Source organism: Endobacterium cereale, from assembly GCF_009617585.1.
In the GTDB taxonomy this organism is placed as follows: domain Bacteria; phylum Pseudomonadota; class Alphaproteobacteria; order Rhizobiales; family Rhizobiaceae; genus Neorhizobium; species Neorhizobium cereale.
This window is the reverse complement of record NZ_WIXI01000037.1, coordinates 111,037-124,834: the sequence shown is the minus strand read 5'-3', so window position 1 is coordinate 124,834 and position 13,798 is coordinate 111,037. Positions and strand designations below refer to the sequence as shown.

The following is a 13,798-nucleotide window of genomic DNA, read 5'->3' as shown; positions in this document are numbered from 1 at the left end:
CTTTGCTTTCCGGCAGGGGCGGCCATCCAGACGTTTGGCTAATGCCTCCTATCAGGCGCTGACTGCCTCGCGCATCCATTCCGGTTTTTCCCTCGCAAGCGATTCCGCTAGGAATTCTGAAAGAATGCGCACTTTACGGGCGGGATGCGGGCTGTTGGGTCGAACAACATGAACAACCCCTGCCGGGAGCGGATATCGGGTCATGATTGGCACAAGCTCGCCGGATGCCAAGTACTCGTACGTTACACAGTCAGGCAGGTAGGCAAGGCCCACCCCGGCTGCTGCAGCGCTCGCGAGCGCCTTGCTGTTGTCGGCTTTGAAGCGCCCCTGTGGCTGCACGGTGACGACCTCTTCACCATCCATGAACCTCCACGCTTCATTGCCAATAAGCGCTTGATGGGTCGCGAGTTCGTCCGGTGTTTCGGGCGAGCCGTGCTTGGCGATGTAGCTGGGGCTGGCGACGAGCTTGCCATAGATCATCCCGACGCGTTTCGCGATCAGGTTTGAATCCCGAAGTGCTCCCACGCGTATCGCGCAATCGAAGCCTTCAGCGATCAAATCGATAAAGCGATCGCTGTAGGCGGCATCAATTTGAAGCTGCGGATGGGACTGTGCCATGTCCGCGAGGACCGGTGCGAAATGTATCGGCCCAGAGGAAAGTGGAACCGCGACGCGTAACCGTCCACGCAGCTCGCTCTCATGCAAGATCGTTTCTTCCGCCATCGCAATCTCGGCGCTGGCTCGTGCGGCATGATCTCGCAGAGTGACGCCTGCCTCCGTTAACGAGGCGCCGCGGGTAGAGCGCGCCAACAATTGCACGCCTAGTTCCGCCTCGAGCCGAATGAGCCTACGGCTGACAATGGACTTCGAAAGTCCAAGGCGGAGTGCCGCAGCGGAAATACCACCCGCGTCAGCGACTTCCACAAATGTTCGCAGGTCTTCAATATCCAAAAAGCTTCCCTGACCTCAAAATGATTGTTGCATAGCCCTTAGCGCCTACGGAAACATGACCATTGGTTAGATCCATGTAAAGTGACTGGCGAGCCAAAAACAAGCGGATACAGACTGGGGCTTGAATGAGATGCCGTCAACGTCAGACGGATCATTGATAAGCAGACACGCCCTTTCGGCGCAATCAGTTTGACAATATTGTCGACATGCTGCGCAGTATGGTTGTGGAAAAACGAACGCTGGAAACTGATGCCCAGTGCCAGCATCTGGCTGGCGAGCGGTTCAGAGCACCTAGGGCGCGCGGCCCGATCAACCGAACACTTCCAGAACGTGAAGCAAGTCGGTGTATTCGCGCACCTTTGCGATCTTGCCGTCCCTGATGGTGAACAGAAATGCGTACTCGTTTTCGTACACCTTCCCGGTTTTCGTCGTAGCGTGTGAACGCGTTTCGGCTGCCACGATGTCGCCTTCGCCGATAACGCTGACGATCTGCATATCAAGGCCGTCGGTATAGGCTGAAAACATGTTACGGAACATTTTTGCGGCATCCTCTTTAGTTCTCGTGCCCGACGACGGAAAGAGGTGCGGCTTGCCGTTGACCCACCAGGTGGCATCGTCTGTCATCGCATCGATCAGACCGTTGGCATTCGACTTCTTGAAGTGGTCGCAGAACTCGCGCACGACGCGCTTGTTGTCTTCAACGCTCATTTCGTTTCCCAATGTTAGGTGGAGTTGATTTATGAGTTTAAGCAACGGTCGGCCGGCGGCGAGAATTGCGGCGAGGCCGGGCTTTTTGACTAGGCGGGATAAGATTTCCCGATGTCGGCATAAAGGTTTGTCAAAGCCCAAACTGACGCTTACCGCCGCGCCATCCCGAGGTTTGAAGGAACTTTTCCCAGGAGAGCGTCTCCGGGTCCAAGCGCCGGCTCCATTCCAAATCGTGTTCCTTGCCAAAGTAACCATATTCTACGGCATATTCGACCATTCCGATCAGTTCCTGCCCGAGGAGATCGTTGGCACCGAAACCAGGAAAGTAATGCAGGAGTTCCTCACGCTTGAAGGCGCTGCGGTATTCGGCCCTGATGCCCGTTACTCGCTGAAACGTTTCAACCATTTCGCGAGGTGAAATGATGTCACCCACGATCGGAAGTGTCTTACCCTTGAACGTGTCCGGGTCAGACAATACAGCGAGCACAGCTGGTCCCGTCGCCGTCGTCGGATCGACAAACGGTGCACGGCAGTCTTCCGGGAGGTAAATTGGCATCAGGAGCGTGTCCCCTTCCATCTGGGGAACGTAATACTCGAGTAGGTTCGTGTAGAAGAATGCAAGCGATACGAACGAATGCGTAACAGGCAAAGTGCGAATGTACTCAGCAACCAGCGCCTTGTCGGTGAAGTGCGGCGTAAATTTTTTACCTGCGGTAATTCTGTCGACATTCTCTAGAGTGGAAAAAACAATGTGGCCTACGCCGGCCTCGACTGCTGCATCGGCAAGCTGTTTGCCAAGCGCAAGTTCGGCATTGTCTTGAGGTACCAGCTGGGGAGTCATCAGATAAGCACCGTCGGCACCGTGAAATGCCGTAACCAGTTCCTTCTGATGCCCGAGACCGAGTGGCGCGACAACGATTTCCGCCCCCAGATCAGCCAGACGACGGGCTGCCGCCGAAGCGGGGTTTCTGGTCAGAGCGCGGACCCGATATTGGTTGCTTTTGAGGAGCGTCATCGCAACGCTTCGGCCCTGTTTGCTGGTTGCGCCGACAACCGAAATTAGCGGTTTTTGTTCTTGAGGCATCAATACTCAGTTCCTTGTGTAGGTTCAGCCATTGGAAACAGGCACTCTGGTTTCGGTGCATCCGTCTTTCCAAGTGAACTACATAAAGGTAAGCTGCTTGCTCAGTAAGTACGTACAAAGAGAGCATGTAGTATCATGAATGATAGTACCCCCATGAAGCGGACGCGCCGCGCAGCATCGAAAACGGGATGCGCTGTAGAGGCGACGATCTCGGTCATCGGTGGCATCTGGAAGCCCGTCATTCTGTTTCATTTGCTCGACGGCAAAATGAGATTTAACGCAATCTGTCGTCTCACTCCTGCAGCGACGCCGCGAATGATCACGCTTCAATTGAGGGAGTTAGAGGCCGACGGCATCATCAGCCGAACTATTTACCCCGAAGTGCCGCCCAAGGTAGAGTACGAACTCACGGAGCTCGGGTTCTCATTGGAGCCGCTACTGGTTAGCATGTGCGGATGGGGCGAGAGGCTTCAGGCGTTGCATGGCATTACCTGCGACACGGGAAACTGCAGACCTCGGTCCCAGAAGGAGGTTTTGGCGGGTGGGCCTAATCGCTGGACCTCCGCGAAAGATGAGCCGCCTCTGACCTAGGGGCCATGATTTGCGGGCTTGACGCGGTGCGTTCGCGCCAACCAGCTCGTGCTGGCGGCTATGCGCTTCGCAAATCTTGCGCCTTGAGGGGAGCCGAACCAACGACCCGCCATTTCGAAATCTCAACCAATTGAAAACACCCTACAATCCCAGTCACCGGCAGCTTCGGTGCAGAATTGGTACCATAAGCGAACGACTTCGACCATTCGCTACGGGATTGCGCGCTGTGGGGGCCTCGGCTGCAGGCGTGTTCGAACCTGATCGTAGAGGCGCAACTCACCCGGCATTTCAAGTGAAACCGCCAACCCGAAAGGCACTTCCTCATCGACAGAAGCACCTTGGTCGGGATCGCGCTGAACCTGGAGTGTTATCGTCATGCCGTCTGTCACTACGGCCGCTCGATCGCCGCTCCACTGGCGGGTGAAGACGGTTCCACGATTGGTCTGGTTCATGTCGGGCTGCGTACCATGACCTGCGACAGCCAGTCCATCAAGTTGCCCGGGCTCGAGTATCTTCATCCTGACGGACCGGTAAGACTTGCGTCCGGGTAGAACTGGCGTGAACCACGCAAGTGTCGCAGAGATGGAATGGGGTCGGGCCTGCCCACCCATTGCAACTGGTATCGGCACCACCACATCGACAACACGTTCTCGACCCAGATTTCCCACACACCAGAAGGTCGCGCGGTCAGCTGCACAAGCGACCGCGTCATCAGCCTCATAGACGCCGTACCCAAAGAACCTTCGGATGTTATCTTTTTGGCGAGGAGCTTGCCCCTTTCCGACTGGTCCGAGCAATCTCTTCACCAGAACGGCAGCTTCAGAGGGCCAACGGGCGGGATGCACGAGCAATGCTTTGATCAAAACAGCGCGATGCACACCTTGCAACTGCAAGAACTCTTGGCCGTAAGCCTGCTCAAGAGCATCGTGGATGCGATGAGCTGTGCGAGAAGCAAGCGCAGTTGCCGCACTCGTCCCGTTCGTGAAAGCCTCAGCTCCTTCGATGCCTGGCCGTGGTGGTGCCGCGACCTTCAGGCCAGCACCCCGCGCCGGACCAGCAGGACTGACGGTGACACCTCCGCCGCCGCCAATGACACGAAGATGTTCGCGCGCGGCCGGCATGAGTATGTCTGGCTTCACCGAATCGGCAAAACCCGGACCAAGGGCGCTTGAAGGGTTGGCCGTATCAAGGTCTGTGAATGGGTTAACGTTTGCTCTCGCCGACGCGCGGTCGGCCTGCGAAACCCAATCGAGATTTCGTCCACCAATCGTCAGCCCGTTGATTGTCTCCGACGGTGAGAGAAGCCGCCTGTCGGCTACGATTGCTGCAAGGGCATTGACAACGCCCTCTGCTCGCGCAGCGGCGGTTGCGTCCTCGAACGCTATGCGATTGTCGAAGGCAGGAACATGAAAACTCCCGATCACATTGCCCGCGCTTACCAGGAAAAGGAGGCCGAAACGATAAGCGAGACGATCAAGCAGTCGCGCCCAGGGCGATAGTTGACCGTGAAAAGGACGCCGCAGATTTCCGAGCGAGATATTGACGATAATGACCCACGGCGCCGACGGCTGGGCTCCTCCACGCATTTGCAAAACTGCCTGATAGATCAAATCAACGATCAACCGGTCCGGAGGAAATCTGTCAGAGTTACCCATGACAGGTATGCAGTGAACCTGTCGCGGCAGAGGAGGCTCAGGGCGGTTCCTGTCTCCATGAACGATCAGGGAAGCCATTGCGGAACCATGCACACGTTGAGCAACCAGCGCGTCGGGTTCTAGACCGAAATGGTCCTCGACGTTCAAATGCCTCCGTAGTAGTGGATGGGCGGCGACTGGAACCCCATCGAGCAATGCCAGGATCGCGGCGTCGCTTACAGGAGGTTCAGAAGCCGGCGAGGAAGGAGCGAGACTGTCGTTCGCCTCGATGCCGGTTACTACGCTCTGCGGGCGAATATGCATGATCGGTTCAACATACGCCAGGCTTCCGGGCACACCAGCGATCAACATGCGGATCGAGGCAGCTGGAATTCGAGCAAGAACTGCATGATAGGCGATGTCGTCTATGCGAGCGCGATGTACGGCAACGCCGCCTACTTGAGCGATCGCATGTACTACAGCATTCTCGGCCGCGACTCCCACGCTGGCATGAGCACGATAGATAAGCTCTATCTCGACAGTGACGAGATCGGCGTCATTGAGGCCGTCGACTTCATCCTCAAGAATTCCGGCATCCAGTGGCTGTACTCGGTCAGCTGGTCCCCACACCCTGAGATCTCTCAGGCAGGCAAAGACATCGCGCCATGGCGCATACCCTTCCGCTAGTTCTCCAACTGAAACCCAGGTGCCCCATAGTGACAGAATCTGACGAAGTGCGGTGAGGTCTGGTACGAGGAGATATGCGAAGGGAGCCTTATCCTCGTCACTCGGCAGCTCTTCCTCGTCGATCAACTCCAGGCCGGGAACACGATTTACCGCGCGGGCGAAGTTGGCAACGTCACCTTTCACTTCAAAAACAAGAAGACGCTCAGGCGCAAGGGCAGTAGGATCGGCGCGCAGCGATAATCCGGTCGGGTCACGCTGGAGAAGCTGTGCTAACCGCGTGAACTTGGGCGTAAACTCCTGTTCCTGCCTCTGCTTTGGAAAGGGCTCAGGTCTTTGGATGTTTGCCTGTCTGCCTGGTTGTCTTTGGGCGGGCGCGCTTGGGCGCAGCCTCAGCATCGGTCTGTTCGGATCGCTCGCCATTCAAAATTTCCGGTCCCACACGTGTTGCCCAGAGGTCAAGTTCTGAACGCAATGCGTCATCAACCGACATTTCTCCCAAGCCGAGTATTTGCCTTCTTCGCACGTTCTGGCAGAAATCCAAAGCCTCAGCGAAGCTAACGGGGCCTAGTTTTCCACTTATAGTCTTCGACGTCGCTTTAGGAAGATCAGGCCATTGTGCGATAATCTTATTGAGAAAGCCTTCGATACGCTGGCGATCAGGCGCAGGAAAGCTCAGACGCATCTGAAAGCGGCGCCAAACTGCGCGGTCAAGGAGCTCGGCATGATTGGTCGCAGCGATCACGACCACATAGCTCGGGAGCTGATCGAGCTGCATAAGGAGGAAAGAGACGACACGTTTAATTTCCCCAGTTTCGTGGGTATCGCCGCGCTCCTTACCGATAGAGTCGAATTCATCAAAAAATAGGACGCTCGGTCGCGTGCGTACATAGTCAAAAAGCTTCCGCAGACGAGCATTCGTTTCGCCAAGATAGCTGCCAATCAGCGCGTCATATCTGACGACAAAAAAGGGAAGCCCAAGACCTTCAGCAACAGCTTCGGCAAAGGATGTTTTTCCGTTACCAGGTGGGCCGGAAAGCAGGACCCGATGACGCGGCTCGTAGCCATGCGCCCTCAAGACATCCGAGCGCATATGCTCTTCGATTAGCTGCCGCCCACCTTGATCGACGGGAAGTGGCAACATCAACTGTTCCAGCGTGGTGCGTGGCTCAAGCTCGAGGATCGTGTCCTTGCCGGATCCGGACTGGGTAGAACTCGAAGTTAATGCAGGCGGGGTCACGTTTACCGCTGCCAGTGCTCTTTCCAGGCGGTCGGCGACACTGTGATGGTTTTTCGCACGCTCATCCGCGACCAAAGCTTCGGTCGTCGACTTCAAAGTCGCCCGGTCACCGGCGGCGCCGGCTCTTACCAGTGATATTAGAAGATCGCTGCGTGCCATAACTTTTGGTGCTTCTGCGTTTCCTGTTTGTTCACATCTCGAATCTTACCGTAGATAGTTTACAAAGTCTCTAAGCGCTAGTGCAGCATCCACGAAACTCGAGCGGTTATACATGAATTCGCTGCCCTGGCAGCGAGGATGAAACCCACCAAACGTGATGCCGTTCCTCCTATAATCCGAGTTGTCCCGCGTAAACCGAACCGGCGATTCTCAAACTTAAGGGGTCTGCCTCACTTTGTGTGGTTAACAGATCGTTAGCAGGCCCTTCGCTATTGGCGGGCATGAGAACAAAATCAAAATGGTCGCCCGGTCCGGGCATCAAGGTGCAAAGCATCGCAACCAACGGCGACGGTGACTGGGTTGTGTCGGCTTGCGGACCGTCCTCGGGCATTTGTCCAGATTGCCGGAGGCATAGCACTAGTCGGCACGGCTGGTCGTACCGCAGTCTTCAGGACCTGCCAATCCAAGGCAATGAAGTTACAGTAAGGCTTCGGTTGAGCCGCTGGCGTTGCACATATCGGCAGTGCAAACGACGAACATTCTCGGGCCCGATCCCGGATATTGCCTCGCCCTACGCGCGCAGGACAGCGAGGGTCACAAAGATAGTGGCCCTGCTGGGTCACGGCACAGGCGGACGCCCGGGAGAGCGCTTGATGAACCAGCTCGGGATGCCGGTCAGCGACGACACCATCCTTCGGCACTTGAAGCGGAGTGCTTCACGGGCCGACGACGAACCTCCTGCAAGGATCATTGGCATTGATGACTGGAGTTGGAGGAAATCGTGGCGCTACGGCACGATCATCGTTGATCTCGAGCGCCGAAAGGTCATGGACATTCTCGAAGATCGTAGCGTGGCGAGCGTTACACAATGGTTGAAGCGGCATCCCGCCATTGAGGTGGTCAGTCGAGATCGATGCGGGCTATATGCGCAGGCTGCTCGTGAAGGTGCCCCGCAAGCGTCTCAGGTGGCTGACCGCTTTCATCTCTTCCAGAACCTGCGTCTTGCGATCGAGGAACAGATGAGCCTCTCCGGCCGAGCTACAGGCAGAGCACTGCTGCCAGACGAGGACATCGAAACTGATCATGACGATCGAGCTTTGCATGAGGAGGCGCCTGAAAAGCGGTTGCGCAATCAGCTTCGACGGACACATAGGCAGTCCCGGAAGGAGGTGTTCGAGACGGTGCACGCCTTGAGCAAAGAAGGCCTGACCTGCTCGGAGATTGCGCGTCGCACAGGATACGGCCGTCGCAGCATCGCGAAATGGCTGACGTTTGAAACGCCACCCGACCGACGCAGGGGAGCGCTGCAGCCGACATCTCCTCTGTATTTCGAAGCCTTTCTCACCCAGTGTTGGAAGGACGGCAACCGCCGTGGGCGGCATCTGTTTCATGACATCAAGCACCGCGGGTACACCGGCAGCTTTTCCAATCTTGAACGTCTCCTGGCAACCTGGCGCCGGTCGGAGAGGCCGGAAGCGGATGAGGATGAGGATAAAGGTGATGCGGCGCCGGCTCGGACTGGCCTCGTCGATTGCGTATATGACAATGCGCCTGTGCGTGATCCCCACACTGGTCACTGGATCTCACCGGTTGTCGCCGCTGCTCTTTGCATCAAGCCGCGCGGGGCGCTGACCGTCAATCAAGAGCGGAAAGTGGACGCCCTTAAACAAGGCTCCCAGACGTTCGCCACCTTGCGCAGCTTCTCCATGCGGTTTCGCGGAATATTTCGTAGCCGAAAGTCGGCAAGGCTCGAAGAATGGATTGATGATGCCGTTCATTCTGGCCTGGTTTTCCTGGCCCGCTTTGCCCGCGTCCTCCGCCGCGATATCGACGCTGTCTGTAACGCCATCGACCTGCCCTGGAGCAATGGTCAAGCGGAAGGTCAGATCAACCGACTGAAGACGATCAAGCGCGCCATGTATGGCCGGGCGGGTGCAGAGCTTCTCAGAGCGCGGATGATGCCCGTGCAATTGGCCGATCTCCACACAAAGTGAGGCAGACCCCTTTGAAGCGAGAGCAGACTCAAAACCGATCACATCAAGCACGACTTCCTTGTGATCGGTATCAACGTCCAGGCCCTTCTGCGTATTTATAACGACACTGATCGCATGACTGTTCATCATAAGGTCGACGTCGAAGAGAGACGCAACAGGCCCAAGATACGGAAGCGGAAGATCCGCTCCCTCAAGCTCCTCAACATACATCCCGACGCGAACCTGATGCAGCCGTATCCTCTTCTTCATCCTTGCCCCCAAGGTTCCCTACCGAGATAGGAGCAGAGTCATTGGAATATGTTACCAAATTCCCAATACCGCAGTGCAACAAAAAGCGGGTATGTCACGCGGGCGTCAGTTGGAGCTTGTTTACCAAGGGTGGTCTCGTCCGGTGGTCCAACATCAATGCAGAGACATTGCGTTCGGTGTCTCGGACCGTCCAACATGCCTTACTTATGGACTCTGGATTGACGCTGGTCCGGCGGTCAATCCCAGCGAACTCATCCATGAACAGCTTCGAACGCTGCCCGGAAAATGGGGCCTGCCAGCGCGGTAGATACCTAGGCTACGGCTATCCCTCATGGTCGCGATGACGCGGCCGTGGTCGTACGGTTTGCTGAAAAACTTGCCCTCAACCGGTAAAAGCTCATCGCTCAATTGACGGTGGCCAGAAGCCACGATGATCTTGACAGGCGGCCACCTGTCACGAACTGCAGCAGCCAGCTTCAGACCGTCCATGCTGCCCGGCATGTCGATATCGGTGAACATCAAGCGGATTTCGGGATGGGCGTTCAGAATGTCGATGGCGTCGTCTGCATTTGAGGCCTCGAGCACAATGAACCCCTCGTCCTCGAGCGACATAACCATATCCAGTCTTACAAGCGCCTCGTCTTCAACGACAACGACAGTGATCCCCTTTTGCGTCATCCCTCAAACTCTCCGCAATTGACGCTTCACATGTGTCTTTTCGACTATGCGAACCTGATGAACGCGCTGGACGACAGATTGATCCGAGGAGAACTATTTTATCTTTCAGCAAGTTACAGCCGAAGGTTATTTCAATCCATGATTGAGGATATGCGTGATCTATTTTTGCGCCGACATGCGCGACAGAGACCCGCTCACTGACAAACGAAAGCCGCCTGGAGCGAAGATGATTTCCGGAACCGTGCCGAATAACGATCCCAGCGCGGAGCGCACATAGCGCGTACCATAACCCTGCCGCGTCGGTTCTTGGACAGCCGGTCCCCCGATTTCCGTCCAGCTCAGAGAGAGTTCTGAACTGCCGTTTGCGGCAACAGACCACAAGAGGTCAACATGCCCGTACGGATGCGAAAGCGCGCCATACTTTATGGCGTTCGTGATCAGCTCGTGCAGGCACAGCGCGATCGCTGTGCCTGCGTCCCGGCTGACAACGATATCCGGCCCGCTGACATGAATGCGGCTCACGCCGGCGCTGTTGTAGGGAGAAACCGTCAGGTCAATCACGGCTGAAAGCGAAACCTCTTCGCCGCCGGCTTCAAAGACGGCGCTGTGGACGTTGGATAGCGCCTGAAGCCGACCGGCAAAATCGCTTGTCAAGCCCTCAACGGACGTGGCGCCGCGCCGGGTCATCTGGAAGATCGACGTAACACTCGCCAGGATATTCTTGACCCGGTGATTGAGCTCTAGACGCAGTTCTCGCTCCCGCTCGATGGAATCCCGGACCTGGCGTTGGCGCAGCCGCACCAACAGGTTCGACTGTATGCCGTTTACAAGCTCCAATGGCGCGATGGGACGCGTGTAAAACAAAAGACGCGAGCCCGGCCATGAAGTCAGCAATTGGTTGCGGATCCGTTCAATCGGCGCTGTCCGCTCCAAAAGGACAATAATCGGGACTTCCGACCAGTCGGGCTGCTCCGCGAGATGCGTTGTAATCCGTACGATAACCTGTGGGTTGAGGGCCTCGTGGGTGATTACGATGATGCCAGGAGATAAAGCCAGATGTTCGACCAGCTCCCCGTCTACCTTGGCGGCCTTGACCTCGATCTTCTGCTCTCGAAGGAAAGCAGCGACGTAATCGGCATCCTTGCGAAACGGAGCAAGGACGAGCACCCAGTCCAGCTCGCTATCGACCGGGAAATCATTCATTTCGGGTCCGGGAGAGGATTGTAAGCGACGACGCTGACGCCTCCGCTTTCTATGATCAGCTCACGGATATTGAGATCGTGGGGACCGTGACGCTTCTTGACCACGGTGATGTTTCGGCGAAGGCGCCCTTCGTGCTCCATGATGCGCAGCAGGAGTACGGTATCACCAAGGAAACTCACATCCACATCGATGCCGACATTTTGGCCGATCAGACCGTGCTGAGCAACAATCAGCATCGTCAGGACCCCAGAGCGGGCGAGGTACTTCAGCAGCGACTGGATGTCGCGAACCGCTTTCTCACGATGCGGCAAAGAGTTCAGATAGCCTGTCAGACTGTCGATGACCACGACCCGTGATTTGTTCTGCGTGACGGCGTCTTGAACAATCTGGCCAAATTCACCGGGGGAGATTTCGTTGGGATTGAAGTCCCGCAGGACGAGTTTGCCATCCTTGTGGAATTGCCTGAGTTCCATCCCCAAGCCTTCAGAACGACGGAAGAAGGTTTCCAACCGCTCCTCGAACAGGAAGAGCGCCACGCTCTCACCCCGTTCGAGAGCCGCAGTGGCATAGAGGGACGACATGGTCGATTTACCAGTACCTGACTGTCCAATGACCAGCGTCGTGGTCCCGGCCTCCTGGCCACCGCCGAACATCTCGTCGAGCTCGGCGACACCGGACTTGATCAACTGCGGCTTGGCCGTTTCTACGGCGGCGCTGGACATGATACGCGGAAAAACGACGACCCCCTGCCCCTCGCGGATCGCCATATCGTGATAACCATCAGCGATCGGCACGCCGCGCATCTTGGAGACTTCTATTCGGCGACGCACGCCACCATATTCCTCAAGCGACTTGTCAAAGCGGATAACGCCGTGTGCCAGCCCCTCGACTTCCTCGCCGCTACGGTCATAGCCGGGGGTCTGGGTATCGAGCAACAGCGCGACGACGTTCCGCTTCGCAAGGAAAGATTTGAAGCCGATCAGTTCTCGGCGAAAGCGTGGACTATCACCTGTAATCAGCCGGATTTCGAGGAGTGAATCATAGACAAGGCGACGAGGCTTGTGCTCCTCGATCGCCGCTTCGATCGCTTTTCTTGTCTCGTCCAGGCGCAGATCCGCGGTCAGGAATATACTCTGGTCGTCGGCCTCGTTCACCGTGCCTGAGGTTGACAGCTCTTCGACTCGGATACCATCAAGCGTCCAGCCGTGCGACACTGCGATGGCCTCGAGCTCTGCAGCCGTTTGAGAAAGCGTCACATAGATGCAGCTCTCCCCAGCCTCGACACCTGCGCGCAAAAACTGCAACGCGGCCGTGGTCTTGCCCGATCCCGGCGCCCCCTGAAGCATGTAAAGATTTGATGCAGGAAGCCCTCCGCGCAGGATTTCGTTCAATCCTGCGATTCCGGTGTTAACGACAGTGGATTTCTTCTGTTTGGGCATGTTCGTCTTCCGTAAAGTGCGCGGCGCATATTGAAATCGATGGCGCCCATCATTCAGGGAAGAGCCACTTTGATCTTATATTTGCCTTTCAAAAAACTTCAATGTGGCCATGGCTTATGCAACATGCCCTTTGAATTTTGATGAAACCGGTCACGATCGGGGGATGTGAGTTTCGCAAGGATTGAAGGGAATTCTTCACTGGTCAGTACAGTAGAAAACTAGAACGTTGGCGTCCCAATCTCAAATGCCTATAAGCTGAGCTATCGATTTTTTCTTGCCGAGCTTTGGTTACCACGCGACTGGCACCGCGTTTTGAACGAACCCTCCCTTTAAAACGATCGTTATCATCATCCGCAATGCCTTGCGTTGCGGTCGTCTCTATTGCTATGAAAGGGTTCATCATGACCACTGGCACCGTAAAATGGTTTAATTCCACCAAGGGCTTCGGCTTTATCCAGCCTGACAACGGCGGCGCTGACGCCTTCGTGCACATTTCTGCCGTCGAGCGCGCCGGAATGCGCGAAATCGTCGAAGGCCAGAAGATCGGTTTCGACCTCGAGCGCGACAACAAGTCGGGCAAGATGTCCGCCTGCAATCTGCAGGCTGTATAATCGGTAACTGCTTTCCTTTGACCACGGATGTACTGGCACTGTCGAAAGCAACTACCAATCGAGGTCAGGCAGATTGCCTGGCCTTTTTTTGTGCCTGACGCCAAGGCACACGCCTGCGGCGAGACCGGCCAGAAATCACAAGAGATCCGATCAGCGATAAAACCAGTGAACTTCAGGCGATCAACACCGCGTGGCAAATTGCGATCCAGGAAATTCTGAGAATGGTCGTTCGCGACCTTTACAGATCCGGCGACGAAGCTTCGTTTCACGCTCATATCAAGCGGATCGAAGAGGCTGCCGTCGACAGTATCTACACCGGGCTGATGTTGCGGGGAACTGACGAGTGGACCGAGGTTCTCGTCAAAGAGAAGGCGAGCAATTTCGTCACAAGCCTCCTGACATCGTTCACATACGATCGGGTCTAAAGCGTCGTAGCGCCCGCGAATAACCTCGGCGGCCTGTTTTTTTCTGTCTGACAAGAATATTGCGCGTGCCACCGCCATTGTTTTCGGACGAGGGGTGTTGAGCGATGTGGTCCGCGAGCCGAGTGTTCTCCATCCAACCCATGGCTTG

General features: G+C 56.3%; 11 protein-coding genes and 1 pseudogene. 4 read left to right on the top strand and 8 right to left on the bottom strand.

Translation table 11 applies throughout. The features are described from left to right. Positions 1–51: 51 nt before the first annotated feature. From GAO09_RS07215 to GAO09_RS07205, 3 genes are all read right to left on the bottom strand, one after another. Positions 52–951: a LysR family transcriptional regulator gene (locus GAO09_RS07215; RefSeq protein ID WP_153353349.1), complete on the bottom strand. Its 900-nt coding sequence runs from the start codon at positions 949–951 to the stop codon at positions 52–54. Positions 952–1,260: 309 nt separating this feature from the next. Further along, positions 1,261–1,659, bottom strand: a complete 399-nt coding sequence (locus tag GAO09_RS07210; protein ID WP_153353348.1) for a nuclear transport factor 2 family protein — start codon at positions 1,657–1,659, stop codon at positions 1,261–1,263. Positions 1,660–1,789: 130 nt separating this feature from the next. Continuing rightward, positions 1,790–2,743: an NmrA/HSCARG family protein gene (locus tag GAO09_RS07205; protein ID WP_153353347.1), complete on the bottom strand. Its 954-nt coding sequence runs from the start codon at positions 2,741–2,743 to the stop codon at positions 1,790–1,792. A 135-nt stretch (positions 2,744–2,878) separates the two neighbouring features. Here GAO09_RS07205 and GAO09_RS07200 point away from each other — a divergent pair, with 135 nt between their 5' ends. Further along, the gene (locus GAO09_RS07200) at positions 2,879–3,334 is read left to right on the top strand and encodes a winged helix-turn-helix transcriptional regulator (protein ID WP_153353346.1); all 456 of its coding nucleotides are present in this window, start codon (positions 2,879–2,881) and stop codon (positions 3,332–3,334) included. A 209-nt stretch (positions 3,335–3,543) separates the two neighbouring features. On the opposite strand, the gene GAO09_RS07195 is transcribed toward GAO09_RS07200, so the two are convergent. Next, entirely contained in the window at positions 3,544–6,075 is a 2,532-nt protein-coding gene (locus GAO09_RS07195) for a S8 family peptidase (protein ID WP_235937963.1), read from the bottom strand. Continuing rightward, positions 5,981–7,051, bottom strand: coding sequence for an AAA family ATPase (locus GAO09_RS07190; protein ID WP_235937962.1), 1,071 nt, complete (start codon positions 7,049–7,051; stop codon positions 5,981–5,983). The genes GAO09_RS07195 and GAO09_RS07190 overlap by 95 nt, the downstream gene beginning before the upstream one ends. A 281-nt stretch (positions 7,052–7,332) precedes the next feature. Between GAO09_RS07190 and GAO09_RS07185 the strand changes: the two genes are divergently transcribed. Next, positions 7,333–9,045, top strand: a complete 1,713-nt coding sequence (locus GAO09_RS07185) for an ISL3 family transposase (RefSeq protein WP_153353345.1) — start codon at positions 7,333–7,335, stop codon at positions 9,043–9,045. A 573-nt stretch (positions 9,046–9,618) separates the two neighbouring features. On the opposite strand, the pseudogene GAO09_RS07180 reads toward GAO09_RS07185, so the two are convergent. The 3 genes and pseudogenes from GAO09_RS07180 to GAO09_RS07170 all read right to left on the bottom strand — a co-directional run. Next, a pseudogene (locus GAO09_RS07180) lies at positions 9,619–9,972 on the bottom strand (response regulator); the annotation flags it as partial. A 159-nt stretch (positions 9,973–10,131) separates the two neighbouring features. Beyond that, on the bottom strand, positions 10,132–11,175 hold the full coding sequence (locus GAO09_RS07175) for a sensor histidine kinase (protein ID WP_153353344.1): 1,044 nt from the start codon (positions 11,173–11,175) through the stop codon (positions 10,132–10,134). Next, the gene (locus tag GAO09_RS07170) at positions 11,172–12,614 is read right to left on the bottom strand and encodes a DUF7125 family protein (protein ID WP_153353343.1); all 1,443 of its coding nucleotides are present in this window, start codon (positions 12,612–12,614) and stop codon (positions 11,172–11,174) included. Before GAO09_RS07170 ends, GAO09_RS07175 begins: the two co-directional genes overlap by 4 nt. Positions 12,615–13,015: 401 nt before the next feature. Between GAO09_RS07170 and GAO09_RS07165 the strand changes: the two genes are divergently transcribed. After that, complete coding sequence (locus GAO09_RS07165) at positions 13,016–13,225, top strand: cold-shock protein (RefSeq protein WP_027687039.1); 210 nt, start codon at positions 13,016–13,018, stop codon at positions 13,223–13,225. A 149-nt stretch (positions 13,226–13,374) separates the two neighbouring features. Further along, positions 13,375–13,650 (top strand): hypothetical protein, encoded by a 276-nt coding sequence (locus tag GAO09_RS07160; protein ID WP_206828806.1) that lies wholly within the window; start codon positions 13,375–13,377, stop codon positions 13,648–13,650. Positions 13,651–13,798 lie beyond the last annotated feature (148 nt).